This window comes from Streptomyces sp. NBC_01197 (assembly GCF_036010505.1).
Lineage (GTDB): Bacteria > Actinomycetota > Actinomycetes > Streptomycetales > Streptomycetaceae > Streptomyces.
On sequence record NZ_CP108569.1, the window covers coordinates 3,587,667 to 3,614,585 of the forward strand.

Annotated in this window: 21 protein-coding genes and 2 pseudogenes; 13 read left to right on the forward strand and 10 right to left on the reverse strand. The window is 69.7% G+C overall.

The window, feature by feature from the left end:
- Positions 1–343 precede the first annotated feature (343 nt).
- The 5 genes from OG452_RS16310 to OG452_RS16330 all read left to right on the forward strand — a co-directional run bounded on the left by OG452_RS16310 (position 344) and on the right by OG452_RS16330 (position 3,852).
- Positions 344–547, forward strand: coding sequence for a cold-shock protein (locus tag OG452_RS16310; protein ID WP_327296322.1), 204 nt, complete (start codon positions 344–346; stop codon positions 545–547).
- 327 nt (positions 548–874) lie between these two features.
- Positions 875–2,395: a DEAD/DEAH box helicase gene (locus OG452_RS16315; protein WP_327296323.1), complete on the forward strand. Its 1,521-nt coding sequence runs from the start codon at positions 875–877 to the stop codon at positions 2,393–2,395.
- A gap of 210 nt (positions 2,396–2,605) precedes the next feature.
- The gene (locus OG452_RS16320; protein ID WP_327296324.1) at positions 2,606–3,004 is read left to right on the forward strand and encodes a hypothetical protein; all 399 of its coding nucleotides are present in this window, start codon (positions 2,606–2,608) and stop codon (positions 3,002–3,004) included.
- A 49-nt stretch (positions 3,005–3,053) separates the two neighbouring features.
- Positions 3,054–3,365: an SCO5918 family protein gene (locus tag OG452_RS16325; protein ID WP_327296325.1), complete on the forward strand. Its 312-nt coding sequence runs from the start codon at positions 3,054–3,056 to the stop codon at positions 3,363–3,365.
- A 274-nt stretch (positions 3,366–3,639) separates the two neighbouring features.
- On the forward strand, positions 3,640–3,852 hold the full coding sequence (locus OG452_RS16330; protein WP_327296326.1) for a hypothetical protein: 213 nt from the start codon (positions 3,640–3,642) through the stop codon (positions 3,850–3,852).
- Here the strand turns inward: OG452_RS16330 and OG452_RS16335 are convergent.
- Positions 3,845–5,683 carry an IS630 family transposase gene (locus OG452_RS16335; RefSeq protein ID WP_327299658.1) on the reverse strand — a complete coding sequence of 613 codons (1,839 nt, stop codon included), beginning with the start codon at positions 5,681–5,683 and terminating at the stop codon, positions 3,845–3,847. The two genes, OG452_RS16330 and OG452_RS16335, sit on opposite strands and share 8 nt — an antisense overlap.
- Before the next feature lie 586 nt (positions 5,684–6,269).
- Positions 6,270–7,178, reverse strand: a complete 909-nt coding sequence (locus OG452_RS16340; protein WP_327296327.1) for an SDR family oxidoreductase — start codon at positions 7,176–7,178, stop codon at positions 6,270–6,272.
- Between the two features lie 318 nt (positions 7,179–7,496).
- On the opposite strand from OG452_RS16340, the gene OG452_RS16345 reads away from it, so the two are divergent.
- Both OG452_RS16345 and OG452_RS16350 read left to right on the forward strand, forming a co-directional pair.
- Positions 7,497–8,087, forward strand: a complete 591-nt coding sequence (locus tag OG452_RS16345) for a TetR/AcrR family transcriptional regulator (protein WP_327296328.1) — start codon at positions 7,497–7,499, stop codon at positions 8,085–8,087.
- A 309-nt stretch (positions 8,088–8,396) separates the two neighbouring features.
- Positions 8,397–9,191 (forward strand): hypothetical protein, encoded by a 795-nt coding sequence (locus OG452_RS16350; protein WP_327296329.1) that lies wholly within the window; start codon positions 8,397–8,399, stop codon positions 9,189–9,191.
- 34 nt (positions 9,192–9,225) lie between these two features.
- On the opposite strand, the pseudogene OG452_RS16355 reads toward OG452_RS16350, so the two are convergent.
- The 5 genes and pseudogenes from OG452_RS16355 to OG452_RS16380 form a co-directional block, all read right to left on the reverse strand.
- Positions 9,226–9,675 (reverse strand): annotated as a pseudogene (locus OG452_RS16355) (phosphotransferase); the annotation flags it as partial.
- A gap of 441 nt (positions 9,676–10,116) precedes the next feature.
- The gene (locus tag OG452_RS16365; protein WP_327296330.1) at positions 10,117–11,766 is read right to left on the reverse strand and encodes a ricin-type beta-trefoil lectin domain protein; all 1,650 of its coding nucleotides are present in this window, start codon (positions 11,764–11,766) and stop codon (positions 10,117–10,119) included.
- Positions 11,767–12,227: 461 nt separating this feature from the next.
- Entirely contained in the window at positions 12,228–13,313 is a 1,086-nt protein-coding gene (locus OG452_RS16370; RefSeq protein ID WP_327296331.1) for an acyl-CoA dehydrogenase family protein, read from the reverse strand.
- A 381-nt stretch (positions 13,314–13,694) separates the two neighbouring features.
- Complete coding sequence (locus OG452_RS16375) at positions 13,695–14,990, reverse strand: aldehyde dehydrogenase family protein (protein WP_327296332.1); 1,296 nt, start codon at positions 14,988–14,990, stop codon at positions 13,695–13,697.
- A complete protein-coding gene (locus tag OG452_RS16380) occupies positions 14,990–17,389 on the reverse strand; it encodes an MMPL family transporter (RefSeq protein WP_327296333.1) in 2,400 nt (799 codons plus the stop codon). The genes OG452_RS16375 and OG452_RS16380 overlap by 1 nt, the downstream gene beginning before the upstream one ends.
- Before the next feature lie 535 nt (positions 17,390–17,924).
- On the opposite strand from OG452_RS16380, the gene OG452_RS16385 reads away from it, so the two are divergent.
- The 4 genes from OG452_RS16385 to OG452_RS16400 are packed head-to-tail and all read left to right on the forward strand — an operon-like array spanning position 17,925 to position 22,011.
- A complete protein-coding gene (locus OG452_RS16385; RefSeq protein WP_327296334.1) occupies positions 17,925–19,121 on the forward strand; it encodes an SDR family oxidoreductase in 1,197 nt (398 codons plus the stop codon).
- A gap of 54 nt (positions 19,122–19,175) precedes the next feature.
- On the forward strand, positions 19,176–19,460 hold the full coding sequence (locus tag OG452_RS16390) for an acyl carrier protein (RefSeq protein ID WP_327296335.1): 285 nt from the start codon (positions 19,176–19,178) through the stop codon (positions 19,458–19,460).
- A complete protein-coding gene (locus tag OG452_RS16395) occupies positions 19,457–20,683 on the forward strand; it encodes a beta-ketoacyl-[acyl-carrier-protein] synthase family protein (RefSeq protein ID WP_327296336.1) in 1,227 nt (408 codons plus the stop codon). The genes OG452_RS16390 and OG452_RS16395 overlap by 4 nt, the downstream gene beginning before the upstream one ends.
- The gene (locus OG452_RS16400) at positions 20,680–22,011 is read left to right on the forward strand and encodes a cytochrome P450 (protein ID WP_327296337.1); all 1,332 of its coding nucleotides are present in this window, start codon (positions 20,680–20,682) and stop codon (positions 22,009–22,011) included. Before OG452_RS16395 ends, OG452_RS16400 begins: the two co-directional genes overlap by 4 nt.
- Positions 22,012–22,088: 77 nt before the next feature.
- On the opposite strand, the gene OG452_RS16405 is transcribed toward OG452_RS16400, so the two are convergent.
- Both OG452_RS16405 and OG452_RS16410 read right to left on the reverse strand, forming a co-directional pair.
- Positions 22,089–22,538: a DUF7144 family membrane protein gene (locus OG452_RS16405; protein ID WP_327296338.1), complete on the reverse strand. Its 450-nt coding sequence runs from the start codon at positions 22,536–22,538 to the stop codon at positions 22,089–22,091.
- Between the two features lie 120 nt (positions 22,539–22,658).
- Positions 22,659–23,357: a TetR/AcrR family transcriptional regulator gene (locus OG452_RS16410; protein WP_327296339.1), complete on the reverse strand. Its 699-nt coding sequence runs from the start codon at positions 23,355–23,357 to the stop codon at positions 22,659–22,661.
- A gap of 310 nt (positions 23,358–23,667) precedes the next feature.
- Here OG452_RS16410 and OG452_RS16415 point away from each other — a divergent pair, with 310 nt between their 5' ends.
- The gene (locus OG452_RS16415; protein ID WP_327296340.1) at positions 23,668–25,032 is read left to right on the forward strand and encodes an FAD-dependent oxidoreductase; all 1,365 of its coding nucleotides are present in this window, start codon (positions 23,668–23,670) and stop codon (positions 25,030–25,032) included.
- 64 nt (positions 25,033–25,096) lie between these two features.
- On the opposite strand, the pseudogene OG452_RS16420 reads toward OG452_RS16415, so the two are convergent.
- Positions 25,097–25,315, reverse strand: a pseudogene (locus OG452_RS16420) (cupin domain-containing protein); the annotation flags it as partial.
- Between the two features lie 437 nt (positions 25,316–25,752).
- Here OG452_RS16420 and OG452_RS16425 point away from each other — a divergent pair.
- Positions 25,753–26,898 carry a lipid II:glycine glycyltransferase FemX gene (locus OG452_RS16425; protein WP_327299659.1) on the forward strand — a complete coding sequence of 382 codons (1,146 nt, stop codon included), beginning with the start codon at positions 25,753–25,755 and terminating at the stop codon, positions 26,896–26,898.
- The last annotated feature ends 21 nt before the right edge of the window (positions 26,899–26,919 follow it).

The window sequence follows — 26,919 nt, forward strand, 5'->3', positions numbered from 1 at the left end:
GTGGTTGCGCCTTGCGGGCCGCAAATGGCGACCGCTCCTGCTGGAACGTTGTGTTGCGGGTAGGGCAATATCTATTGCCGTGAGGCGAGATTTAAATGTTTCGCACGGGCATTTTGTTTAACGCAGCGGACCGAGTGGTTTTATTGACTGTACGCACGCCGCTACCGCGTGCTATTGTCGGCCCCAGTTGCAGTCGTGGTTCCCAAAAACTTCAACGCTTTTGTCGCTATTTTAACTGCGGGAAGCGTTCTTTATTTCCGGTTATTCTCCGGCGGGGCATCATCGCGGCGACCCGGTATCCGTGGCTGCGGGTGCCGGCGTACTGCCCCAAGGGAGATATGACATGGCGTCTGGCACTGTGAAGTGGTTCAACGCGGCTAAGGGTTTCGGCTTCATCGAGCAGGACGGTGGCGGCGCTGACGTGTTCGCCCACTTCTCGAACATCGCCGCCCAGGGTTACCGCGAGTTGCTCGAAGGCCAGAAGGTGACCTTCGACATTGCGGCGGGCCAGAAGGGCCCGACGGCCGAGAACATCGTTCCCACCTGACACTGAAGCACACTTCGTAGCTGGGGCCCGCATCCCTCGGGGTGCGGGCCCCAGCTACGGGCATTTCCCTCAGTGGTGCCACTGTGGGAATGCCACCGCTCTCAGTTCTTTCCCCCAGGGGTGCGCGTCTCTTCTGAGCCGCACCCGTCGACGTCCGGGATCTCACGCCCAGATGACGTCACCCATTTCAGCGCCTGCATCCCGCACCGCATTCACTGCAAAGCGGCTTCGCTTTCGCATTCCATTTCGGCCCGTTCTTGTGATTCCCCGCGCTGCTTTTCCGCTGCGGGAATTCCTTGATACGTGCCGTATCAAGGAAGGTTCTCAATGAACCCCGCACGTACGAACAACCGCAACTCCCGTACTCGCGGCCGTACCGGCGGCACCGCTTTCGGCTCCGGCGCCGGTTCAGGCCGGGGCAGCCGCTTCGGCTCGCCCGCCCCCAGCCGCTCCGGGGGTCCGAGCCGCTCGGGCGGCCAGGGCCGGAGGCCCGCTGCGGTCCAGGGCGAGTTCGCCCTGCCGAAGACGATCACTCCCGCGCTGCCCGCCGTCGAGGCGTTCGCCGATCTCGACATGCCAGAGCGGCTGCTGGCCGCGCTCACCGCACAGGGCATGCGCGTCCCGTTCCCGATCCAGGGCGCGACGCTGCCCAACACCCTCGCGGGCCGCGACGTCCTCGGGCGCGGGCGCACCGGTTCAGGCAAGACTCTCGCCTTCGGCCTGGCCCTGGTGGCCCGTACCGCCGGACAGTGCGCCGAGCCCTGCCAGCCGCTGGCTCTGATCCTCGTGCCGACGCGTGAGCTGGCGCAGCAAGTGACTGACGCTCTCACCCCCTACGCCCGCTCGGTCAGGCTGCGCCTGACCACCGTCGTCGGCGGAATGCCGATCAGCCGACAGGTCAGCGCACTGCGCCGTGGAGCCGAAGTCGTCGTCGCGACACCGGGACGGCTCAAGGACCTCATCGACCGGGGTGACTGCCGGCTGAACCAGGTCGCGATCACCGTCCTGGACGAGGCCGACCAGATGGCCGACATGGGCTTCATGCCCCAGGTCACCGCGCTCCTGGACCAAGTACGCCCCGAGGGCCAGCGGATGCTGTTCTCCGCCACTCTCGACCGCAACGTCGATCTCCTGGTCCGCCGTTACCTCACCGACCCTGTCGTCCACTCCGTCGACCCGTCCGCAGGCGCGGTCACCACGATGGAGCACCACGTGCTGCACGTCCACGGCGCGGACAAGCACCGCACGACGATCCAGATCGCGGCACGCGAGGGCCGGGTGATCATGTTCCTGGACACGAAGCACGCCGTCGACCGGCTGACGCAGGACCTGCTGAACAGCGGGGTGCGGGCCGCTGCCCTGCACGGCGGCAAGTCGCAGCCGCAGCGCACCCGGACTCTGGCCCAGTTCAAGACCGGGCACGTCACCGTGCTCGTCGCGACGAACGTCGCGGCACGCGGCATCCACGTCGACAACCTCGACCTCGTCGTCAACGTCGACCCGCCGACCGACCACAAGGACTACCTCCACCGCGGCGGCCGCACCGCACGGGCCGGCGAGTCCGGCCGTGTAGTCACCCTCGTCACCCCCAGCCAGCGCCGCGACATGACGCGCCTCATGACGGCAGCCGGCATCGTCCCGCAGACCACCCCGGTCCGCTCCGGGGAAGAAGCACTCATCCGGATCACCGGCGCCCAGACACCCTCCGGCATTCCCGTGACGATCACCGCGCCGGCGGCCGCACGGCGTGAGCGCACCCGCAGCACGGCCTCCCGCGGCCGACGCAGCCCCGCCTCGGCTGCCCGGCGCGTGAGCGCGCGTCAGTCCTCCTTCGACGCGGCGGCCTAAGGGCTGTCCCGCAATTCCTGGTGGATCAGCGCGCGGCGTCAGATGCGGTGCATCGCAAGGCGGAGGGACGTCCGCATACTGGATGTATGTGGACGTTCCGGCAACGCGGCGAGGTGCCGTAGCTGTCGTCGCGCGCCCGCCGGGAATTGCGGGACAGCCCTTAGGACCCCCGTGATCAGGAAACTGACCCATCTCTGCAGGAGGCACGCTTTGACTCTGGTCCAGATGCAACCCCGCCCGGCGAAAGCCATACACAGTGCGCCGGCCGGCGCCATGGACACGGCCGGACCGCAGGTCTGTGACGACATGACCATCGAGGTGGCCCTCTCCCTCATGGCCAGTGCCCACACCAGGCACCTGCTCATCTGCGACAACGACCGCCTGTTCACCGGTTCGGTCCCCCAGGCCCAGCTCGCCGCCGTCCGCGACAGTTCCACGTACACGGACCGGGTCCAGCTACGCGACATGCTCGATGACCGCGTGCCGTTCGCCTCTCCCGTGAAGGCAATCGCCGAAGCCAAGCACACAGTGCGCGGCCGCCGGCCCGATGCCCTGCGGGTCGTCGACGAGCACGGCAGTGCCCTGGGCGTCCTCGCCCTTCCCCGCTGAACCGCCTCACCGCGGTGGAACCATCCCTTTTCTCTCCCTGTGAGGCATCATGCGCTGTGTCATCGCCCGCTTCCCGTTCGACCTCACCAAGAACGGCGTCCTGGAATCCATGAAGGGCGTCAAGCCCGAACAGGTCATCGGCGAGTCCGTGATCATCGGCCGCCGCACCTACCCGATCAAGCAGGTCGGACAGGTCATCACACGCCAGGACCGCCGCGATTTCAGCGCCGGTGAAATCCTCCGCGCCATGACCCAACTCGGCTTCACCTGCCCCGGCCTCCCCCACAGCGCCGCGCCCGAGCACGCCCCCAGCCCGATCCAGCAGGCTTCCGCGATGCTCGGCGCCCCTGCCGCCGTCTGACCGACCGGACAGGCACGAGCCACCAGAACCACAGTGAGGGTCCGACCGCCAAACGCCGGCCGGACCCTCACGGCGTGCTTGGGACCCTTCCAGTCCGGCAGCCCTCATCCGAACGAGCGATCCGTCCTGCTGGCCAAGCGGGGTACCCGAAGATGGTGGACACCTTCGACAGCACTGTCCCGCATCCGTACGCGAAACGATTTCCGGGATCGTCACGGCCGGCCGCGACGGCGACGAAAGCCGTATTCGGTCCCTGCTCGAACGTCTGGCCAAAGTGGCGGACACACCCGCTCTCCTCCTGCTGCGCAGCCGTCTCAACGAGGACCTGCACGACCCTGACGCACACACGCCGCACCGACCCGCTCATGGCCGAACGGCCTCACCGCATCCCGCGGCGCCCATCACGAGCGGCGAGTCCAAGGGGGAGATCGCGGACCGTATCGAGCGGCAGTCGCCGCATGACGACCACTCACTCCGCCTCATGTGATGAGGTCTGCGCCACGCCCTCTGATCGAACCATGGACGGAGCGGTCGTCCCTCCTCGGCACGGCTGACCAGGCCCTTGACCCTGGAGTTCGAGGCAAGCCCCAGCCCATGGGGGACCGAGGCGTCGCCAGGGGGCGGGAAGCCCCTTCTCCGCTCGGCCGCCGAGGCGTTGGGATCGCTGAAGACATCGAAAGTTCGTGTGCATAATGTGAAGACAACGCGACGTAACTACGGGGGAAGCCATGGGGAAGGCAGAAGAACGCAGCACTCTCTACCACCAGTTCCTCGGCCTGGCGGAACAGATTCAGCGCCTTATGAGCACGGATCGAGGCCAGGCGCCGAGCCAGCCCGCGCGCTGGAAGGAGCTCAGCGAGCCGGAGGTGAGGAGAGTCCTTCACCGCCGGGACTACATCCTGGTTCCCGGCGCTATCCCGTCCGCTGACACCCTCCGCGAGTGGAACGCCCACGCGGCCCACGTGCTCAAGACAGCCGACGGAACTCCGCTCAGAGATGACGCAGCCGGGTGTGGGCAGCGAAACGCTGAGTACGAGCCCGCTCCGTAGCGGACCCCCGCACATCGAGCCCGGCCCGGCCCATTGACAGTGGGTGGCTGCAATCCTGACTGGATGCCCGGCGACGCTCATAACCGAAGCCGATGCCCCCGTCGGGTGCCTAGACCAGTATGCAGAATCCTCAGCCACGGATTCCTCAAACACAGCAGGACGGGAAGCAGCCCAGGACCGATGGCTCCGCTCGGCCCACTGTCGCCCCAGGCGGATGCCCTCCCCCGAAGACCCGCACCGTCGCGCGCCCCCATCCGTAGCGCGGGTTCGATTCCCGTCACTCGCTCCATTACTTAGTGGTCGGCTCCGGAAGTCCTGCGCGTTGTAGCGGTCTTCGAAGTCTCGGAGCCGCTCCCTGACCTGGGTCAGCTTGGTGAAGTCGTTGGGCGAGACGACCTTGCGCTGCACCACGGAGAAGTAGATCTCCACCTGGTTCAGCCATGAGGCGTGGACAGGGGTGTGCACCAGGACTGCGTTCGGGAACGCCGCGACCAGCCGGTCGGCGGCTTTCGTGCCGCGGTGGGAGGAGCCGTTGTCGACGATCCAGAACACCCGTTTAGCACTGGCGTAGGGCTCCTGGCTCATGACCTGGGCGACCAGGGCCATGAACGGCTCGATGCCGGTGCGCGCCTCGGTGCGGCCGAAGACCTTCGCACGGTGGACGTCGTAGGCAGCCAGGTAGGCCAGCGCGCCGCCCCGCCCGTAGGTGTGGTTCACCCGCATGGCGCGGGCCGCTCCGGGGGCCAGGGTGGGGTGACAGCGGCACCTGGCCTGGATGGAGGTCTTTTCGTCAGAGCTGACGACGTACTCCTCCGCGCCCAGCGGAACACCCTCGAACGTGCGGGCGTACAACTCCAGGACCCGCTTGGCCTTGGCACGGAAGGCCGGGTCGCGGATGAAGATCCATGACTGGTACTGCCAGGGCTTGATCGCGTCCTGGCGTAGCCAGCGGCGCACGGTGGACGCCGAGACGGGGCCGGTGATGCCGCGCGCCGTCAGTTCGGCGGCCAGTTCGGGGCACGACCAGCGCGACAGCGGGATGCCGGTCTCGGCCGGTAACTGGCATGCCAGGGCCTTGGTCTGGGCGACCTGCACCGGGGTGAACCGGGCGGGGCGCCCGGAGCGTCTGGCGTCGGCCAGGGCCGGCAGGCCGCCCTGGGCGAACCGGTTTCGCCACCGACGCACCGTGTCCAGGTGCAGGCCCGTCTCCCGGGCGATCCGGGCGTTGGAGTGTCCCCACGCCGCGTGCAGCACCACCTGCGCCCGGATCCGGGCCTGGTGAGGGGTCTTGACCGAAGGCCGCCTTCTTCAGGTGCTGCCTTTGCGAGGCGGTCAGGGATATCGGGCAGGCGGCGGCAATGAGCAAGGCAGGCAAGCCGATCAGCAGAAGTGGATCTTCCCTGCGGGAGTTTGCAGCGCCCCCGCCACGACGACCGGGCGGGATGGACGCATGCCCACCGTGCCGGAGTCGACCAAGTCCCTCCCTCGCCCAGAAGCTGACCGCCCGCGCCCGCGCCTCCTGGCCCCAGCTTGCGGGTCTGGACGTCCGTCACCTCGGCAGTTCGCCTATGTCGACGGCGAACTGGCTGACGGACAAAGCGGCGGTCTCCGCCAGGGACTGCAGCCTGTGCACGACCCGGACGCTCCCGAGGACACCGACGACGGGAGTTCGGATGGGTGTGAGGGGGTCACTAAGGGCTGTCCCGCAATTCCTGGTGGATCAGCGCGCGGCGGCAGATGCGGTGCATCGCAAGGCGGAGGGACGTCCGCATACTGGATGTATGTGGACGTTCCGACAACGCGGCGAGGTGCCGTAGCTGTCGTCGCGCGCCCGCCGGGAATTGCGGGACAGCCCTTAGGCCGGCGTGGCCAAGTAGTCGCCGTGCTCCAGGTCATGGAGAAGTGTCGGATGGGTGGGAGACCAGCCGAGCAGATCCTGTGTGTGAGCACTGGAGACGGGCGCGTCGAAGCCGTAGACCCTGGCCATGAACGGGCTGACGTAGTGCCTGGCAGCCTCGTCGGGGGTCAGCGAGACCGCGGGCAGGTCCAGGCCCCGGGCGATGGTCTGCGCGATGCTCTTCATGGTGACGCCGCTTTCGGCTACTCCGTGCAGCACACTGCCCGCAGGAGCCTTCTCCAGGGCCAGGCGGAACAGGACCGCGGCGTCGATCCGGTGCACTGCGGGCCACCGGTTGGTGCCGTCGCCGACGTAGGCCGAGACGCCGGTCTTTCGCGCGGTGGCGATGAGCATGGGGATGAAGCCGTGGTCTTCAGGGCCGTGGACGGTAGGAGCGAGGCGGACCACGCTCGCGCGTACTCCCCGGGCGGCGAAGCCCAGACAGGCTCGCTCGCCCGCGATACGGAAGGCGGCGATCCCGGCCGCGTCGGGTTCGTCCTTCTCGGTGGTCTCCCGGCCGGCGGGCATGACCAGCGTGCCCGAAGTGATGACGAGCGGCTTGCCCGAGCGTTCCAACGGCTGGCCGAGAGCCTCGATCGCGGTCCGGTCGCGCCTCATCATGTCGTCGAGGTCGGAGAAGTCGCCGCCGTAGGCCATGTGCAGGACACCGTCAGCGGCCTCGGCGCCGCGGCGCAGGCTGTCGTGGTCGTCCAGGGAGCCGCGGTGTGGTGTGGCGCCCAGCGACTCCAGCCTGGTGGCTGCGGCATCCGAGCGCGCCAGACCAGTGACGTTGTGGCCGGCCGCGACGAGCTCGGCGACGACGGCGGGGCCGGTCTGGCCAGAACCACCAGTGACAAAGATATGCACGAAACGCTTCCTTTGTGGGTGTGTACACCGGGCCGCTGAACGGTTCCGGTGTGGGTGAGGCGGGAGTGGCCTGCCTTCGAGGACGGGAGCGCAGCCACGTGTCGCATGCGCCCTGTCAGCGCCTGCGAGGCGGAACGGAGACCTTGATCGCCTCGACGGCGTTCGGACCGAAAGGTCGGGGTCGCTGCCACCAGCGACGAAAACCTCCCACTTAATGTCGGCCACTGGCACTAAGTAGTGCCAGTGACTGACATTACGTAGCGCCAGTCACTGACGTCAAGTAGTGCCAGCCGCTGGCGTATGCGGTATCTTCGAGGGGTGCCACGAAGCGGAGCAGAAGCGCGCCGCCGCCTTCAACAGGCGGCTCTGGAGCTGTACCGGGAGCGCGGGTTCGATCAGACCACTACGGCTGAGATCGCCGCCCGGGCAGGCGTCAACGAGCGCACGTTCTTCCGGCACTTCCCGGACAAGCGCGAGGTGCTCTTCGGCGGCGAGGCCGACCTGCGCGCCGCGCTGACGCAGGAGGTCGCTGACGCCCCCGATGGCCTGCAGCCACTCGGCATTCTGCTGTGCGCCTTCCGGAAAGCCGGACGAATCCTTGAGGACAACCGCCCGTTTGCCGAGCCACGGCTGGCGGTCATCGCCAAGACGCCAGCCCTGCGAGAACGTGACTTGGCCAAGGCCGCAGCCCTCACCGAAGCCCTAGCGGAGGCGCTACGCCAGCGCGATGTCCCCGACCGGCTGGCCAGCCTGGCCGCACACACCGGCTGGGCCACCTTCCACCACGCCGCCCAAGCCTGGATCGACGACCCCTCACAGGGCTTGGACACACATCTCCTTGAAGCCTTCGACGATCTGCACGCCCTCTCCGCGACCGTCCCACCGGAGCAGACGCGGCCTGAAAGCTGATACCGCTCCGCCCGCGACCACCTATCGCCGCGAAGCAAGGGGGTTCCAAGACCCTCGACGAAAGTGGAAGCCGAGCCCACCATCACCTGAGGCTTCGCCCTCTACCTCGCCAGCAGCGACAGGTACGAAGACACCATCCTGCCCACGGGCAGGAATCCCTGGGCTGCGACTACAGTGCCGGCCCACGGCCGCCCGTCGAGCCGACGCCCGACCCTGCCGCCGCCGCCGCCGTGCGGTTGGCAGCATGACGTGTACGCGTCGTTCTATAGTCGCCCGGGTCGACCGTTTTCCATGGGGGGTCCGGAACACATGCACTCCAGGAGCTCACTGGCCGCCGTCCTGCTGAGCGCCGTTGCCGTCCTGCTGCTCGGAGCCTGCGGGACCCAGCGGGTCGGGGCAGGGGCGCCGACGACGACGGAAGCGCCGCACTGGCAGAGGTTCGCGCCGTTCCGCGTGACCGCCGCCCGGCTCTCCGACAGCGGGCGCGCGCTCAGCGTCGACGCAGAGGTGCCAGGCAAGGGGAAGACCTGCGCGCGCGATCTGAAGGCGGTCGTGACCTCCACCTCGGAGCGCACCGTGTGGGTGCAGGTCACCTTCTCCGCCCTGACCGGCGACCCGCACGCCGACTGCTCGAAGACCGCGACCGGCACGGCGAAGGTGCGGCTGCCATCCGCGCTCGGCCACCGCGAACTGTCCGTGGACAACGACACGACGTTCACGGCGGACGACGCCGGCCTGCCCGACCTGCGGCTGTGCGGCGACCGCGGCTGCCACCCGGCACCCACCGGCTGCACTCCCGCCTCCTACGACCAGGCCGTGGCGGCGCTCGACGTGCCGAACCACACCTCCCGCGGCGAGGAGCGCTGCGACGGGAAGTGGCTGGTGTTCGACGTGTCCTCGCGCATGGGCCCGGCCTGCGCCGACGGCGAGGCGCCGGGCTGCGGGGCGAGCCTCGGCGACCGGTGGTTCTTCCGGGCCGAGAAGTCAGGCTGGGTGCCCCTCGCACGCGGCACGAAGGCGGGCTGCGCCGACGTGCACCGCATCGAGCCCGCCTTCCCGGCCGCCCTGTGCGCCGACCTGCCCGCCCTGCGGCGCTCGAACTGAGCACCGCACCGGGCCTGTTGCACTGCCCGGCCCGCAGCCCGGTCATGGCCGGCGCGTCGAACACGCCGCCGAACTTCGCGATGGCGGCCCGCTTCGCGCGGTCCCGCTCGGCCAGTGTCCCGGCAACGAGGTCGTCACCGGCGGGTCGGCCCAGGATGTCCGAAGGCGCTATACGCTGCAGGGCGTTGAGGAACTCCGCCAGCTCCACTGCCACGGTGACGGAACCCCCCAGCGCGTCGGTGGTCGCCACCTCACCTTCGAGCCAGCGGGACACCGCCCACTCCCGGGGATAGCCGGAATCCGGCTTTCCCGACGCCACCGGAACCGGAACGGCCAGCGGCAGGTGCGGAACGAGCCGGGGCAACCACACGGATTCCTTGCGGGCCTGTCCGACAGCCCCGGCATGCCCGGGCAGCCTGACAGCGAGTCCGTCACCCAGGCGATGGATCACAGGGACCGAGCCGACCGGATCGAGCAGCCTAAGGGCTGTCCCGCAATTCCTGGTGGATCAGCGCGCGGCGTCAGATGCGGTGCATCGCAAGGCGGAGGGACGTCCGCATACTGGATGTATGTGGACGTTCCGACAACGCGGCGAGGTGCCGTAGCTGTCGTCGCGCGCCCGCCGGGAATTGCGGGACAGCCCTTAACGGCAACTCCGACCACTGCGGGAACTGTGTGTCGACCAGGCGCCTGACCAGCTCCTGGTCGATCGCGGGCCGGACGACGTCAACGGTACCTTCCGTTGCCAAGAACAGCTCCTCCGTCCGGTCCGCTCCCTCTATCGCGTACCGCGGGTCAGGCAGGCAGTGGGCTCCACGCGGCCCACTGCAGCGCGCGCCTCACCGGACACTCACGCTGAAGGGCCCCGCAGTTCGCTGCCGGGCCCTTCAACGTACAGAGAGAGGCTGGGGGCTCAGGACAGAGCTCAGGCCGGGGTGAACTTCTGGGCGGCCGATCCGTTGCAGTCGTAGATCTGGAGGCGGGTGCCGTTGGCGGTGGCGCCGGACGGGGAGTCGATGCAGCGGCCTGTGGTCGGGTTGGAGATCGAACCATTGGGGTTGGTGACCCAGTTCTGGTAGCCGCTGTTGTTGCAGGTGGCCAGTTGGAGCTTGGTGCCGTTGGCGTTGACCCCGCCGGCAATGTCCAGGCACTTGCCGAGAGTGTGCAGGGTCTGGCCGCTCCAGGCCCACTTCTGGTCGAGCGAGGTCGCCTGCTGGCAGTCCCAGAGCTGGACCGCGGTGCCGTCGCCGCCGGTGTCGTCGCCCGCGACGTCCACGCACTTGCCGCCGGGGCCGTAGATCGGGGTGCCGATGGCGAACTCCTGGGCGTCCGCGCCGTTGCAGTCCCAGATCTGGAGGCGGGTGCCGTTGGCGGTGGCGCCGGACGGGGAGTCGATGCAGCGGCCGCTGGTCGGGTTCTCCAGGGAACCGTTGCCCTGGCGCACCCAGTTCTGGTAGCCGCCGCCGTTGCAGGTGGCGAGCTGGAGTCTGGTGCCCGCGGCGCTGTTGCCGCCGGCGATGTCGAGGCACTTGCCGAGGGTCTGCAGGGTCTGGCCGCTCCAGGTCCAGTGCTGGTCCTTCGCCGCAGCCTGGCAGTCCCAGAGCTGGACCGCGGTGCCGTCGCCGCCGGTGTCGTCGCCCGCCACGTCCACGCACTTGCCACCCGGACCGGTGATCGTCTGGCCGGTCACCGGACCGCCGCCGTTCCCGGAGCCGGGCGCCTTGTTGTACACGGCCACCGAGTCGATCACCAGCTTGCCGCCGGAGACCGTGGCCGCGTTCGGACCGCCGCCGAACGCGGCCGGGAAGCCGCCGCCCATCGCCAGGTCGTAGATGATGAAGAAGGGGTGGTCGATCGCGTCGGCCCAGGTGGTCGCGTCGACCTGGTTGGCCCTGACGGTGAAGAAGTTGGTCCCGTCGAGGTAGAACCGGACCTGCTCCGGCGAGACCGAGCGGTCGATCTCCACCGCGTAGTCGTGGAAGCCGGTCTGGCAGCCCGCACAGGCGTGCTCACCGGAGCCGATGCCGGTCGACTCGTTGCACGGGCCGCCCGGGTTCACGCCGCAGTGGATGGTGCTGAAGTCGGAGCTGCGGCCGTTGATGTCCTCCATGATGTCGACCTCACCGGACTTCGGCCAGGTTACGCCGGACCGCAGCGTCGAGCCGAGCATCCAGAACGCCGGCCAGTAGCCGGCGCCGTTGGCGGTGCTGACGTTGGGCTGCTGGAGGACGGACTCCATGCGTACGACGCCGCCGGCCGGGGCGCCGAAGGTCGCCGCCTGGGTCTCCACGCGTCCGGAGGTCCAGCCGCTCGCCGGGTCGGAACCGGAGTGCAGGGCCTGGAGCACCAGATGGCTCTGGCCGTCGTAGTAGACGTTGGACGTACTGCTGGTCATGGTCTCGATCTCACCGGTGCCGAACGTGCTGCCCGGACCGGTGTCGTACTTCCACAGGTTCTGGTCGATGCCGGTGCCGGAGGACCCGTTGAAGTCGTCGCTCCAGGTGAGGGTGAATCCCGACGGCGCCGAGGGCACCGTCGCCTCGGCGTTCGGCGAACCGACGAGGGTGGTCGCCACCGTGACGGCGACGACAGGAAGAAGCTTGAGCGTTCTCTTCCACCCGCCGCGCCGCTGTCTTGCCCAACTCAAACGCATTCGTCCGACCTCCGTGGGGAACGGGGGGAGAGGCGTGCTCTCGCCTGCCTCCGCACCCCCTCTGACGGGACATCGCCGGGGCGCGGTGCCGACGTGCGCCGACCCGTCCTGGCTGGGTCAGGCCCCCGAGGGTGTCATGGACACAGCATGTCGGGGGGGTCGGGTCTTCGACAAGACAGCCGGCACGGTCACCTTTCGGAGCGGCCCGCGGGGGCGGCATGGCGACTCCTGCGGAGGGGGCCGCCGTGCTCCCGCCGGGATGGCGCCAGGTGACCGGAGAGTGCATCCCGCAGTGTGAAAAACCCAGACCTCCCGGAGCGTGCTGATCGCTGAGGACGCGCTCTTCAAAACTGACGGGCACAGATGTCCGGAGAGCCGCGCCGTCACATCCCCCGGAGCATCGCCCGTGCGGTCTCCGCGCGGAGCTGGCCGGTCTGAGCCTGGATCAGGTGGAACTGAGCCTCGCGCGCCAGCCGCCCCGCCGTGTTGCCGTACTGCACGGCACGGCCACCGGTCGCTGCCACGCACGCGGTCGCGGCGCGCACGCCCAGGTCCAGCACCGCCGACCGGATCGCGATCCGTTCCTCGACCCCTTCTTCCGGGGGCAGTTCGTCCCGCAGTGCATACGCTTCGGCGCGGAGCCGGGCTGCTTCTTCGGCCAGGCGGTGGCCGAGTCTCTCGTACGTGGCGCCCGCCCGGGGCGCGGAACGGATCAGGTAGTCCGCCGCTGAGCGGAGGTGGCCGAAGACCGCGGGGTGGGAGTTCGCGTTCTCCAGGTCATAGGCGAGGGACCAGGCCTTCCGGGGCTCCAGCGAAATGACCTCGTCCGCGGGCACGACGACATCGCGCAGTTCCACCGCCGTCGTGTGTGTCGCGTTCATCGCCCAGAGCGGGGGCGAGTCCACCGCGGTCAGCCGGCTGCCCTGTGCGGCACAGTCGATCAGTACGAACAACGCTTGATCGTCAGGAGTGACGGCTCCGATGAAGGCCAGACCGGCGATGCCCCAGCCAGTCATCCACGGCACGCGCCCCCGCAGGCGCCAGCCGTCGCCGAGCGGTTCGGCGGTGACGGGTGGCTGCGGGTGATTCAGAAAGGCGAATCCCGCGGTTGCGAGCCGTTCGCCCCTGCGGAGCATGGGGAGCCAGCGCTCCCTCAACTCGGCGTTACCGCTCTTGAGCAGCCCTTTGACAAGGGCGAAATGCTGGGTGAAGACGAACCACGTCGAGGGGTCGGTCGCCGACAGGATCTCGTGGGCCTCCCAGACCACGTTCCATGCGGACACGCCGCTGCCCGCCACGGGTTCGTAGCCGACGAGCCCGAAGGCGCCGATCCGGGCCAGCTCGTCGAGATGCGAGCGGGGAACGCCCCCCTGCGCGGTCTCTTCCGCGACCGGCAGGAGGACGCCGGCCGCCACGTCCGTCACAGCCGAGACCATCGGGTCTTCCGCAAGCTCAGCGCTGGTGGCCAAGGCTGTTGTCGCTCCAGGAATCCTCGGCATTGCCGCACCATCCTCATTTTCGGTCCGTCGGTCCGGCGGTCCGCCGGGTCGTCCGGGGCGCCCTTACTCTCCCCCGGTCAGGCCGGACGCAAGCCCCGTGAAGTGGGAGGCTCGTCGCCGCCGAGGAAGAGGGCGGCGTCGGCGACTTCGCGGGGACGGCCTCGCCTCCGACACCTCGGCCCGGGACGCCTACACGGAGACCTCCGGCCACCCCGACCGCTTCCGGCTGCAGAGCACCTACGTACACACTGGTCCCCCACGCGTTCGACGGCGTCCTCACCGCCCCGGCGTCCACCGTCACCGCGGGCCGCCGTATCTGACGACCGGGCGGGTGGGCCTCTTGCCCGTACGTCAGGTCAAGGGCAGGCGGGCGGGCCTCCGGCAGTGGCGGGGGTGCCGGTTGAGGTGAATGTCGTTGGCGGCGAGGCAGGCGAACTGGCCGGCGAGGTAGGTGGAACGGGCGTCGGTGATCACAGTGGCGTGGCGGCCCGTGTGGCGGGCGAGTTCGAGTACGTCGGACCAGTGGCTGTAGCGCATCACAACCGCGAGGGGGCCTGGCGGGATGGCGGCCGGCAGCTCGGGGTCGAGGGCAGCTGTGGTGACGACCGCTTCGTGCAGGTAGAGGGAGAGGGGAGTGCCGGTGAGGACCGGGCGGAACGTTCCGTCGGCCCCGTCGGCGGAGACACGCCGCACGAAGTGAGTGAACTCCTCGCTGTAACGGCTCCCCGGAAGGGAGGACATCGCACGCGCCGGCAGCTGAGCGGCTGTTGCGGTGAGCCGGCGCAGGAGTGCGTCGTGATGTTTGTCGTGCGCGACGACGAGCGGGGCAGCTGTGCAGCCGCGCCCGGCCCGGTCGAAGCAGGCATGGCGAGCTTGCGCGACTGCCGTTCGCAGGTCGGCGTCGTGACGGACGATGAGCATGCCGGGCCGGCGCGCACCCGCAGTGGTCGCCGGGCAGCACCGTGGGACGACGCTGTCCGCATGCTCGTCGAGCACCGCGGCGGTGATGGACCCGGTGGGGGCGACGACCAGCTGCCAGGTGCCCGGGGGAAGACCGGATGCCGATGCTGCTGCGCACAGTCGGGCGGCGAGCACGGCGGTGCGCGGGGAGACGTGGCTGATGACGGCGCTGCCGGTCAGAAGGGCGGGCACCGCGGCTTCGAGCAGCGATACAAGGGGCTTGCAGTCCTCGGCGTGTGTGGCGACGGTTTCCGGCGGCTGCGGAGGCCGGCGACGGATGGAGACGAGGGAATGGAGCGGTGTGCGGTGGTGTCGCATGGTGCGCCGGGCGTCGCGCAACTCGGCCGCTGCGTCGGCGCTGGACAGGCCCGAGCCATGGGTCAGGAGCGCACCGAGGTAAGTACGGTGCCGGGCGATCCACGTGTGCAGGCCGGCCAGGGCGTTCCTGCGGCAGGCGGCAGAGGCCCGCGACCAGGTCTGCCGGGCAGCCTCGGCCGTGGTGATCGCCTCAAGGACGTCTGAGGGCGTGGAGTGCGGGATGGTGGCGGCCCGCTGGTCGGTCAGCAGGCTGCGTACGTCGCTGACGGGGCCGGTGCCACTGACGGCCATGGCCTGCTGCGCGGCGGCGGACAGCGGACCGCCGAGGAGCCCGGTGACGGTGAGGAGGGGTGGGGCCTGCCGGTTCATCAGTGTCCTTCCTCCTGTTGGCCGGCCGGCCCTCGTCGACCGCCCGGCCCTCCTCTACCGCCCGCTCCCTGTTGACCGTCCGCAGCGCGTGGCCCGCCCACGAGGTGTTCGGAAGGTACGGGTGCGAGAGGTCCGGACGGCCACAGCACTGGGGCGACGGCGGGCAGCGGGCTGGGGCGCCGACGCCGGAAGCCGCTCGGCACCCACCAATTGGCGTTTCCGGCCAGTGCCATGACGGCGGGGACCAGCAGGGGCCGGATGAGCAAGGTGTCGATGAGCAGTGAGAGTGCGACGGTGACACCGATGAGCTTGATCACGGTGATGTCGGCGGAGGCGAGAGCGAGCAGTACGGCGATGACGACGGCTGCGGAGGCCGTGAACAGCGGTGCGGCGGCCTGTAGTCCAGTCGCTGTCGCCCGGACCGTGTCGCGGGTGCGGGCGTGGGACTCCCCGATACGGGAGAGCAGGAGAACCTCGTAGTCCATGGAGAGCCCGAACGCCAGGCAGACCGCCACCATCGGGGTGAGCAGGTCAGTGGTTCCGGTGACAGTGAACTCCCCGACCCATGACCGCAGATGGCCGTCCTGGAAGATCCATACCATGCCCCCGGCGGTTGCCGTGAGGCTGAACAGGTTCATCAGCAGCGCCTTGACCGGCAAGAAGAGGCTGCGTGTGAACACCCCGAGGAGGGCCAGAGTGCAGAGGACGACCAGCCCAGCGGCGTAGGGCAGCCGTTGGGCGATGGCAGCCTTGATGTCGTGCAGTTCCGCTGCGGGTCCGGCCAGCCGGACAGCAACGGGGGCGGCGGTGGCGCGTACGGAGCTCGCCAGCTGCGTTCCGGCCGGGCCGTAGGCCGCCGGTGGGCCGCTCAGAGCGACCCACGTCCCGGCTGCCGCACGGTGGCGGTCGGCAAGGTCGGCGCACGTGACCCGTCGTACGAGCGGATCCACCGGGGCCGCAGGGCAGCTCACGACAGAACGCCCGGAAGCGTAGATGCCGGTGACGGTCCGCACACCCGCTGCCCCCGGCAGGGCGGACAAGTGACGTGCGTAGGCGCCCAGTTCATGGCGGCGCAGTGGGGAGTCGGCCTGCCAGTGCGACAGCACGACGTCGACGGGGGAACTCGCGACCGCAGGAAGGTCAGCACGCAGGGCACGTGCCGCGCTTGCCACGGGCGCGGTCCTGGGGAGGACGCGCTCGTCGCTGAGACCGAAGACGGCACCGCGAAACGGCACCGCGAGCGCGGTCAGTACCAGCAGACCGCCGACGCCCACCAGCACGGGGCGTCGCATGACCGCGGCGGCCAGCCGGTACCAGCGCCCTCGCTCCACGGGCCCCCGCATGCGCCGACGCGCGAACCAGTCCGCACCGGCCCGTCTTTCGCCCAGGCAGGACAGGGCAGCCGGGACCACCAGCAACGCGACGACGGCAGCCAGCGCCACGACCGCCAGCCCCGCCCAGGCGAGGGAGCGCAGGAAATACAGCGGAAAGAGCAGCAGCCCGGTCAGGGCGGAACCGACGACCGCAGCGGACACCACGACGATGCGGCCGCCAGTGATCATCATCAGCTGGATCGCGACGTCATGAGGTACGCCGGCGGCGCGTTCCTCCCGGTAGCGGGCGACCAGGAACAGGCTGTAATCGACGGCCATGGCCAGGCCCACCGCGGTGGTGAGGTTCAGCGCGAATACGGACACCTCCGTCAGGGTGGTCAGCACACGCAGCACTGCCATGGCACCCGCGACCGCCACCGCGCCGACAGCGAGGGGCAGCAACGCCGCCCACAGACTCCCAAAAGCCCACAGCAGGAGGATCAACACCGCCGGCGCGGCGATGAGTTCGGCGGTCCGCAGGTCTCGTTCACTCTGTTCTTCGAGGTCTCTGAGTGCTGCGGCCTGTCCCGTCGCTACGACTCTCAGTGGCCCCTGGCGTCCGGTGACTTCGGGGAGCAGCCGGTCCACCGCTCCACGCACTTCACTGGCGCTGCCGTGCAGGCGCACCAGGACCGCAACGGTGCGCCTGTCCTGCGTACGGAGCCCCCGCGTCAGCGCGTTCGCCGCTCCTGCCGCAACGGGTGTCGCCGGAGTGCCGCGACGGACGGCGCCTGTCCAGTAGGAGTCCACATCGGTCACCTGACGGTCAGCGAGCAGGCGGGAGACCAGCCGCAGGCCGTTGCGCCGGGCATCCGGCGCGTCGACCCTGCCCCGGGTGTGGACCAGCAGAACGAAGTCGGGCGCACCGCCGCCGAAGCCTTCCATGGTCTTGTGGGTCACGGCGGAGGGAGCGGAGCCGGGGACGAAGCCGCCGTTGACCAACCGGCCGCTGACGTCGTACCCGGCCAGGGCGAAGAGCAGGGTCAGCGCCGTGGCCAGCAGCAGTACGGCGCGCCGCCATCGCACGGCGACGCGCCCTGTCGCGGTGAGCAGGCGGCTGGGGCCGTGGGGCGCCACCCCACGTGGTCGCGGTGCCCCTGTGTGCCGCCCGGTGTTCCGCCCTGTGTGCACGCCCACGCATCTCTCACTCGGTCCGAGCGACACCGGCTTCACCGTTCACGCCGGTAGCGGCCGGTCCGCCGCTATGCCACTCGGCCCATCGGCCGTTTCGTGCAGGTAATTCCACGGAGGCAACGATGCACAGCCTGTCCAGGGCACGGTGGGTTGCCGTCGCCTCCCAGCGGTGAATGGCGCGCCGGTTCTTATGACTTGAACGATGATTTGAAGAGCGTCCTCAGAAATCCGGAGTGAGGAAAATATTCGAAGCTGTGGAATACATCCCCCGATGGGGTGGAACTGAGCCCGGACCGAGCCCCTCCGCCCCTATCGGGTACTGCGGCGCCTTCCGGCCGGTATAGGTTCGGGCATCTCGTGAGACAGAAGACGGAATTTCGAGTACGCAATCCACTCCGCCACTCCACAGAGAATGCGAAGACGGGCCATGCCGGACACGGTGCAATCGGCCGAACGGGCCACCGGGCTCCCGTACGAGAGGCCTATCGGCTCCACGATCGCCATGAGCGGAGCCACCGGTTTCCTCGCCTCGCACCTGCTGCTGCGTCTGCTGCCGCATGACACCCGGGTGGTGGCCCTGGTACGGAAGCCCCCGCACCGGGCCTTGGCCTCACTTGCCTGCGCCCTGCGTTCAGCGGGGGCACCGGCCGAGACGGTGGCACGGATCCACCACCAGGTACGTGCGGTCCAGGTATGCCTCGACCGTCCACAACTCGGTCTGACCGAAAGGGAATTCGCCGGCATCGCCGACAGCGTCGATGCCGTATGGCACTGTGCAGCGCTCACCAAACTCCATGGTGCCGCCGAGGAACTGCACCGGACCAACGTGGAAGGGACCCGGCAGATAATTGCCCTGGCCACGGCCGGCAGCCGCAGACCGCCGCTGTTCCACATCAGTACGGCATTCGTGGCCGGAGCACAGCTGGAAGGAGTTGTACCGGAACGGCAGCTGGAGTGCACCCATGGCTTCCTCACTCCGTACGAGGAGTCCAAATACCGGGCCGAGAATCTGGTCCACCACTGGGCGCGTGACAACAGCCGGTGCGCCACGGTCTTCCGGCCCAGTGTGCTGCTGAGCAGTCGCCGCGCCCTGCCCCGGGCCCCGCAGCACACCTACGCCGTTCTTGCCGCCAAGCTCGCCCTGTTCCTCCGCCATTCGCTCCACGGTCTGCCGGGGCCGGCGCCTTCCGCGGCATCCGGCCGCGCGGGGCAGCTGGTAGTCCGTCTGCTCGGCGCACCCGACTCCGGTATCAACCTGCTGCAGGTCGAGTACGCGGCACTGGCCATGCTGCGGCTGGCAGGGCGCCCGCCCAGCGAGCCCGGGGCATCCGTCCACCACATCGTGCACCCCGTCGAGACGCCTGTGGAACGGGTCAATGACGCACTGCAGCGGTCCGTCCCCCGGCTCCGTCTGGAACTGGTCGCCGACCGCCCGGACCCCACGGGCCTGGAGCGCGCCGTCGACCAGTACGGGGCCGAGGCCACCGCCTATCTCGGGCTGCGTCGGCGTTACGAACGCAGCAGCCTGGCGGACCTGGAGCGCCGTCGGCTGGCCAGCCCCCCGGCGCCCATCGACAGTGCCTACCTCGACGCCGTCCTCAGTCCGCCGGCACCGGCCCGCTGACCTCAGCCCACCGCCCTCGACCCGCCTCCCCCGTCTGCTGCCACAGGAGTAAGCATGAGCGTTCCGACGCAAGGTCCCCTCCACGATCCGATGCAAGACCGGATCGCCGAGATCATCTGCGAGCACTTCGGTATCGACCCGGCCGAGATCACACCTACCACCACGTTCGAGGACCTGGACATGGACTCTCTGGCTCTGGCCGAGACCGTAGTCGTCCTCGAAGACCGGTACGGGCTCCAATTCCCCGAAATCGAGGGTTCCTTCAGCCCCGGCGTGACGCTGGCGCAGGCAGCCGAAGCCCTCTCGCGGCTGCTGGCGACCGTTCCCACCACATCATGACCTCCCGCTCCGTCTCCGTCACCGGGCTCGGTATGACCACCCCCGCCGGCGTGGGGGCCGCAGCGACCTGGGCCCGCCTGTGCGAAGGCACATCTACTGCCACACCGGATCCGAGACTGGACGGCATGCCGGTCGCCTTCTCCTGCCAGATCCCCGAGTTCGACGCCGTCAGAGCCATCGGCCGTCGCATCGTCTGGCGCACCGACCGGTTCGTGCACCTCGCACTCCTCACCGCACGGGAGGCCCTCGCCGACTCGGGTCTCGACCCCACCACCTGGGACGGCAACCGGGTCGGGGTCGTGATCGGCGTCGGCGGGAGCAGCCAGGACACCGCCTCACGCGAGTACGAGCAACTGGCCCGTGGCGCCTACCGGGCGCTGTCGCCGACCGATGTGCCCCGCAGTATGCCGAACATGGCCCCCGCCGAGATCGCCATCGACTGCCAGGCCACCGGGCCCAACTTCGCCGTCAGCACGGCCTGCGCATCGGGGGCCACGGCTATCGGTCTCGCCCGCGACCTGATCGTCTCCGGCACGTGCGACATCGTCATCGCAGGAGGCAGCGAATCCGCCGGCTCCTCACGTCTCGCCGCCGGAGCGTTCTGGCGGATGGGCGCCCTGTCCACCCGCAGCCACGACCCCGCCGGAGCCTCCCGCCCCTTTGACGCCGACCGTGACGGTTTCGTCCTCGGCGAAGGCGCCGGCGTCCTGATCCTGGAGGAAACCCGCCACGCCAGAGCGCGACGTGCCCCTGTCCGCGCCCATCTGGCCGGATACGGCACCACCTGCGACGCCCACCACTGGACCACCCCACACCCAGGGGGGCGCGGCACCGTACAGGCCCTGCGCACCGCTCTCAGCGACGCGGCTCTCACGCCCGCCGACATCGGCCACGTCAACGCCCACGCCACATCGACCCCCGCCAACGACATCAGCGAAGCCGAGGCCCTGCGCGCTGTCTTCCACACACCCCCGCCCGTCACCGCCACCAAGAGCGTCATCGGCCACGCCATCGCAGGAGCCGGTGCGATCGAGGCGGCGGTCAGCGTCCTGAGTCTCACCACTCAGACCATCCACCCCACCGCCAACCTCGACCGGCCCGACCCCGCCATCGACCTCGACATCGTCACCAAACAACCCCGGCACGAGACGATGACCGCGGTCGCGAGCACTTCTATCGGCTTCGGCGGCCAGAACACCGCCCTGATCTTCACCACGGCATGACCCGCACCGCGCCTCCAGCAGGCCCGCCGACGCACTCGGCCTGTCCAACCCCCCTGGTCCGCCCGCCCCTCCTGGCCTGCCCAACCCTCAACGAAGGCGGGTTCGGTACGGCGCTGAGCGGGCTCACCGAACCGGACGGCCCCGCCCTGCGTCCCGTCACCCTCGCGGGCGGTCTGCGCGCCTGGGCCGCGACGGGTGCTGCCGTGTCCCGCGCCGTACTCACCGATCCGCGTCTGACCAACGACATCAGCGAAGTGGGTCGGCCGGTGCAGGGCTTCCCCGTCCGCCGCTATCCGGAGGACTTCTTCGCCCACGCACCGCAGTTGCTGTCCGCCTCCGGAGACCGCCATCGCAGGATGCGCCGGATCGTGGCTCCCTTCTTCACCGCAGCCGCGGCAGCGGGGACAGCTGCCAGACTGCGGTGCGAGGCCGCACAGATCATCCGGTCGCTGGCCGGCCGCGACCGCGTCGACATCGTCGCCGATCTCGCCCTGCCGCTGGCAGGCGCCACCGTCGGCGAGGTCCTCGGCATTCCGCCCGAGCGGCGCCGGACAGCTGTGACGGCCGCTCTCGCCGCCAGTGCGTCAGCTCCGGGGACGGAGGCGGCCCGGTCGGCGCACCGCGCCTTCTCCCGCACCGTCCTGCAGGTCATCAGCGCCGCCCGCCGCCACCCCACCCCCACCGCGGCTACCGCCGTGCTGCACGCCAACCGAGCCGGAGAACTCACCAACGCCGAAATGGCCGGAATGCTCGGCATGCTGCTCATCGGCACCATCGACTCGCTGGCCACCGTCATCCCGGCCGGCACGCTCCTCGCCATGCGGTGCCCCGACGTCGGACGCGGTCTCAGTCAGAGGCTCGGTGGCGGGCTGGGCGAACGGCCCCATCATGAGTCCGTCCGAGGCACCGGACAGACGAGGGCGCTCACCGAGGAGATCCTGAGGCTGAACCCCCCTTTTCAGCACACCGGTTGGCGATTCACCCGGGAGCCCTGCCGTATCGCGGGCATCTCCTTGCCCCAGGGCACCGTGGTCATCGCCTCCCTGCTCTCCGCCAACCTCGACCCGGCGGTCTGGCCCGCCCCCTTGCGGGCCGATCCACGCCGTCGGGCACCCAGCAGCCATCTTTCATTCGGACACGGACCGCACTACTGCCTCGGCGCGGCGCTCGGACGCCAACTCGTCCATGACGCCCTGGTCGGCCTCTTCAGCCGGCTCCCGCGCCTGAGCCTTGCCGCCCCCGCGGACGAACTCACCTGGCACGGCTCTTGCTTGCGCAGGGTGAACCGGCTTCCCGTGGAGACCCACGCCTCAGCCCTCACTGGCTGACAGGGAAAGCCCCAGACCTGTGGCCCGGGGCTTTCCGGTCGGCTGCCGGCGGGGTTTCCGGCTGGCGTCTCCCGGGTTCACCGAAGATGCGCCCTGGCGTGGTCCGTCAGGAGGGACCAGATCACGAAGACGCCGATCGCGATGGCGATGAACGCCCAGACCGGCTGGTACGGCAGCCACATGAAGTTCGCGATGACGCTGATCGCGGCCATGAAAACACCGAGCCAGCGGGCCCAGGGGGCGCCCTTGAGGATGCCGAGGCCGGTGAGGATGAGGACCACTCCGATGGCCAGATGGATCCAGCCCCAGGTGGTCAGGCTGAACTGGTACGTGTAGTGGCCGGTATGTGCGTAGACGTTGTCCTTGGCGATGCCGACGATGCCGTTGAGCACAGCCAGTACGCCGTCCACGAACAGCAGCACACCGGCGAACAGGGTTCCACCGCTTGCCCACGCGCTGCCGCTGTCCCTGCCGGGCCGCGTGTGGTGAGGTGTGGGCCCCCCGGAGGGGGCTGCGGACTGAGCCATGAGAGCCTCCTTCGCCGGGTCATTCGGACTGGACCGGCGTGGCCCCGACGCTCCGCTTCCGCGGCTTCCGCCACCACCCGAGCAGGGCCATTCGGGTGAATCGTTCGAGCACCTGTGCGATCAGGTCAGCCCGGTCACGCCCTGGCCGGCCCCCCGGTCCACCAGTGCGCCCGCCCACGGGCCCCCGGCCGCTGAGCTGAGGTTGTCGAGGCACAGGTCGACCAGGTGCAGCAGGGTGTCGAGATCGCGGCTGCCGCTCGCCTGCCAGGTGCGGACGGCGACCGTCATGGCGCAGGCGTGCATCGACACCAGGAGCTGGGGCCGCGGGTCGGCCGGGTCCGCGAGGTGCTCCCGCGCGGCGAGGATCCCGGCGAGTGCGTCCTGCTCGCTCAGCAGGACGCGGTGCAGGGAGACGAGCAGCCCCGGGGTGACCGCCACGAGGTGCAGGACGGCGAGGCAGGCCGGCGTGGAGCGGTACTCGGGAAAGGCCCGCGCCACCTCGGTCAGCGCACGGCGGGTGGCTTCGCGCAGCGCGGTCAGCGGTTGCTCGTCGGGGGGCCTGCGGTCCAGTTCGCGCAGGGTGAGTACGGCCATCTCGCGGAACACCGCGAGCAGCACGTCCTCCTTGCCCGTGAAGTACCGCAGCAGCGTGCGTTTGGACACATCGGCCGCGGTCGCGATGTCGTCCAGCGTGGTGCCGTCGAAGCCGCGGGAGCCGAACAGGTCGAGGGCCGCGTGGCAGAGCGCGTCACGGGTCCGGAGTTTCTTGCGGGCGCGCAGGCCGGCGGACGCGGTGCGTGCGGCCGGGCTGGGTTGCATACGGGGTTCCTCCTGGCGGGACGGCGTACCGGCGGCCCGGTCCGTACCGTGGGCAGCCAGAGGATTCTGTCACCTGGTGCCATATGCTTTCGGGTGACACGCCTGTCCGGCTCCCGGCGGCAGGGGTGGCGCCGATCCCGTCAGAGGATCCCCAGGTGGACCGGACGTGGGGGTCATGGCTGTGGGGATCATGACCGCAGGGGTCATGGCCGTGGGGGCCGCAGGCCCTTCGACCGCCGCCGCCCGTTGTCCTCCGCCGTCGGCGGGCCTGTCGATCCGTCTGTCCGCGTTGCCTGGAGGAACGTCCCGTATGTCTCGTCCCATCCGTGTCGCGATCGTCGGTGCCGGTCCGGCCGGCATCTACGCCGCCGACGCCCTGCTGAAGTCCGACGCCGCCCACGCCCCGGGCGTCTCCATCGACCTGTTCGAGCGGATGCCCGCCCCGTTCGGGCTGATCCGCTACGGGGTCGCCCCGGACCACCCGCGGATCAAGGGCATCATCACCGCTCTGCACAAGGTGCTGGACAAGCCGCAGATACGGCTCTTCGGCAATGTGGACTACCCCGACGACCTCACGCTGGACGACCTGCACCGCTTCTACGACGCCGTGGTCTTCTCCACCGGCGCGATGGCGGACCGCGCCCTGGACATACCCGGGACAGCCCTGGACGGCTCATTCGGCGCCGCGGACTTCGTCTCCTGGTACGACGGCCACCCGGACGTCCCGCGGACCTGGCCGCTGGAGGCCGAGAAGGTCGCCGTTGTCGGGGTGGGCAATGTCGCCCTGGACGTCGCACGGATCCTGGCCAAGACCGCCGATGAGCTGCTGCCCACCGAGATCCCGCCGAACGTCCACAGCGGGTTGCAGCAGAACAAGGCCGTCGAGGTCCATGTCTTCGGCCGCCGCGGACCCGCGCAGGCCAAGTTCAGCCCGATGGAGCTGCGCGAGCTGGACCACTCGCCGAACATCGAGGTCGTCGTCAACCCCGAGGACATCGACTACGACGAGGGCTCGATCGCCACCCGCCGCGGTGACAAGCAGGCCAACATGGTCGCCTCCACCCTGGAGAACTGGGCCATCCGCGACGCCGGCGACCGGCCGCACAAGCTTTTCCTGCACTTCTTCGAGTCCCCTGAGGAGATCATTGGCGAGGACGGACGCGTGGTCGGGCTGCGTACGGAGCGCACCGAGCTCGACGGCACCGGCAACGTCCGCGGCACCGGGCGCTTCACCGACTGGGACGTCCAGGCCGTCTACCGCGCGGTCGGCTACCGCTCTGACGAGCTGCCCAAGCTGCCCTTCGACGTGGCCTCCGGCACCGTCCCCCACGAGGCCGGGCGCGTACTGGCCGCCGACGGCAGCCACCAGACCGCCGTCTATGTCACCGGCTGGATCAAGCGCGGCCCGATCGGGCTCATCGGCCACACCAAGGGCGACGCCAACGAGACCGTCGCCTGCCTCCTCGACGACCACGCCAACGGCCGGCTCCCCGGCGCCGACCTGCCGGACCCGGATGCCGTCACCGATTTCCTGGCCGAGCGCGGCGTGCGGTACACCACGTGGGACGGCTGGCACCAGCTCGACAGCCACGAGCGGAGCCTGGGCGACGCGGAGGGCCGCGAGCGCGTGAAGGTCGTCGAGCGCGAGCACATGCTCCGCCACAGCGGCGCCTGACAGACAGCACCCGCGGGCGGCCTCGCCGGCCAGGTGGCGGGCGACCGCTCCACGGACATGTCCATCACGTCCGTGGGCCGGGAGGCGTAGGCCCTGTCCCGACGTGGTCGGCCACGGCCACGAGCAGCACCCGCGTGCCCTCCTCCCGTGCCCGCCAGCGGTGTCGCACCCCGCCGGTGAGGAAGAGCGTGTCGCCCCGGCCCAGTTGGTACGTACGGCCTTCGGCCTCGACTTCGGCCGTGCCGTCGGCCACGTACATCAACTCGTCGTTGCGATGCTCGAATACCGGCGCCGGTCGTCGGGGGATCATCGCTGGTGATCTACGGGATCATCGCGGCGATGGGCATCGCCATGCTGGGTCGCACGGCCCCCGGCGCGACGGCCAGCTCCACGGTGATCGCCCTGTCCCTCACCGCGGGCCTGCTGCCGGTGGTCGCACCGGACATCTACCAGGGCTTCCCCGGCTGGACCCGGACGGTCCTGGGCAGCGGCGTGGTGGCGGGCACGCTCACCGCCGTACTGCTCCACCCGCTCTTCCGGCGCTTCGCCGGGCAGGAGGGCGGTACGGGGAAGGAGTACGGAGGCCGGACGCTGATCCGGGCCAGGCCCTGCGGCGTGGCGCCCGCTGACACAGGGTCCGTGGCCTTGACATGGTGCGTACGGAGAGACAGACGTGCCGTACGCCTCGGGAGAGGCGTCCCGGGCAGAGGAGCGTTGCGCATGAGCCTTCGGCTGAAGAGCATCACCCGCGAAGAACACCTGGCCTTCATCAGGGCCCGGCCTTCGGCAAGCCATATGCAGGTGCCGTCGTGGGGGGACGTGAAGCCGGACTGGCGGGCGGAGAGCCTGGGTTGGTTCGAGACGGACGGCCGGGCGGAGGACGGGACGGACGGCCGGCTCGTCGGAGTGGGGCTGGTCCTGTTCAGACCGTTGCCCAAGCTCAGGCGTTACCTCGCCTATCTGCCCGAGGGGCCGGTCATCGACTGGCACGCGGCTGATCTGGAGCGTTGGCTGAAACCGATGCTGGCCCATCTGAAGAGGCAGGGGGCGTTCTCGGTGAAGATGGGGCCGCCCGTGGTCGCCCGGCTCTGGGACACCGATGCGGTCAAGGCCGCCATCGCCGATCCGGCGGCCGGGCGGCTGCGGGACGCCGCCCCGACCTGGCACGACCCCCGGGCCCTCGACGTCGCCGACCGGCTGCGCGGGATGGGGTGGCAGCAGACCGAGCCGGGCGGTGAGGACGGCTTCGCGGCGGGCCAGCCGCGCTATGTGTTCCAGGTGCCTTTCGCGGGGCGCTCGCTGGACGAGGTGCACAAGGGCCTCAATCAGCAGTGGCGGCGCAACATCAAGAAGGCCGAGAAGGCCGGAGTCACAGTCGTACGGGGTGAGTACGCAGACCTGTCCGCCTTCTACGACCTCTACGTCGAGACCGCCGCCAGGGACCGGTTCATCCCCCGCCCGCTCGCCTACTTCCAGCGGATGTGGACCGTACTGACGGCCGAGGACCCCGACCGGATGCGGCTCTACCTGGCCCACCACGAGGGTGAAGTTCTGGCGGCCGCCACGATGCTGACGGTCGGTGAGCACGTCTGGTACTCCTACGGCGCGTCCGCCGGCAGAAAACGCGAAGTCCAGCCGAACAACGCTATCCAGTGGCGCATGATGTCCGACGCACACGCACTCGGCGCCGGCGTCTATGACCTGCGGGGCATCACCGACACCCTGGAGGAGAGCAACCACCTGCTCGGCCTGCTCCGCTTCAAGGCCGGCACCGGCGGCCACGCCGCCGAGTACCTGGGCGAGTGGGACTTCCCCCTCAACCGCTTCCTGCACAAGGCCCTCGACCTGTACATGTCCCGGCGCTGAGGCCGGGTGCCACCGCTTCGA

Bases quoted from the DNA above. Each gene is read 5' to 3' on its own strand.
- OG452_RS16310 (WP_327296322.1), top strand. From the start codon at position 344: ATGGCGTCTGGCACTGTGAAGTGGTTCAACGCGGCTAAGGGTTTCGGC.
- OG452_RS16315 (WP_327296323.1), top strand. From the start codon at position 875: ATGAACCCCGCACGTACGAACAACCGCAACTCCCGTACTCGCGGCCGT.
- OG452_RS16325 (WP_327296325.1), top strand. From the start codon at position 3,054: ATGCGCTGTGTCATCGCCCGCTTCCCGTTCGACCTCACCAAGAACGGC.
- OG452_RS16350 (WP_327296329.1), top strand. From the start codon at position 8,397: ATGCACTCCAGGAGCTCACTGGCCGCCGTCCTGCTGAGCGCCGTTGCC.
- OG452_RS16375 (WP_327296332.1), bottom strand. From the start codon at position 14,990: ATGAACCGGCAGGCCCCACCCCTCCTCACCGTCACCGGGCTCCTCGGC.
- OG452_RS16385 (WP_327296334.1), top strand. From the start codon at position 17,925: ATGCCGGACACGGTGCAATCGGCCGAACGGGCCACCGGGCTCCCGTAC.
- OG452_RS16390 (WP_327296335.1), top strand. From the start codon at position 19,176: ATGAGCGTTCCGACGCAAGGTCCCCTCCACGATCCGATGCAAGACCGG.
- OG452_RS16395 (WP_327296336.1), top strand. From the start codon at position 19,457: ATGACCTCCCGCTCCGTCTCCGTCACCGGGCTCGGTATGACCACCCCC.
- OG452_RS16400 (WP_327296337.1), top strand. From the start codon at position 20,680: ATGACCCGCACCGCGCCTCCAGCAGGCCCGCCGACGCACTCGGCCTGT.
- OG452_RS16405 (WP_327296338.1), bottom strand. From the start codon at position 22,538: ATGGCTCAGTCCGCAGCCCCCTCCGGGGGGCCCACACCTCACCACACG.
- OG452_RS16410 (WP_327296339.1), bottom strand. From the start codon at position 23,357: ATGCAACCCAGCCCGGCCGCACGCACCGCGTCCGCCGGCCTGCGCGCC.
- OG452_RS16415 (WP_327296340.1), top strand. From the start codon at position 23,668: ATGTCTCGTCCCATCCGTGTCGCGATCGTCGGTGCCGGTCCGGCCGGC.
- OG452_RS16425 (WP_327299659.1), top strand. From the start codon at position 25,753: ATGAGCCTTCGGCTGAAGAGCATCACCCGCGAAGAACACCTGGCCTTC.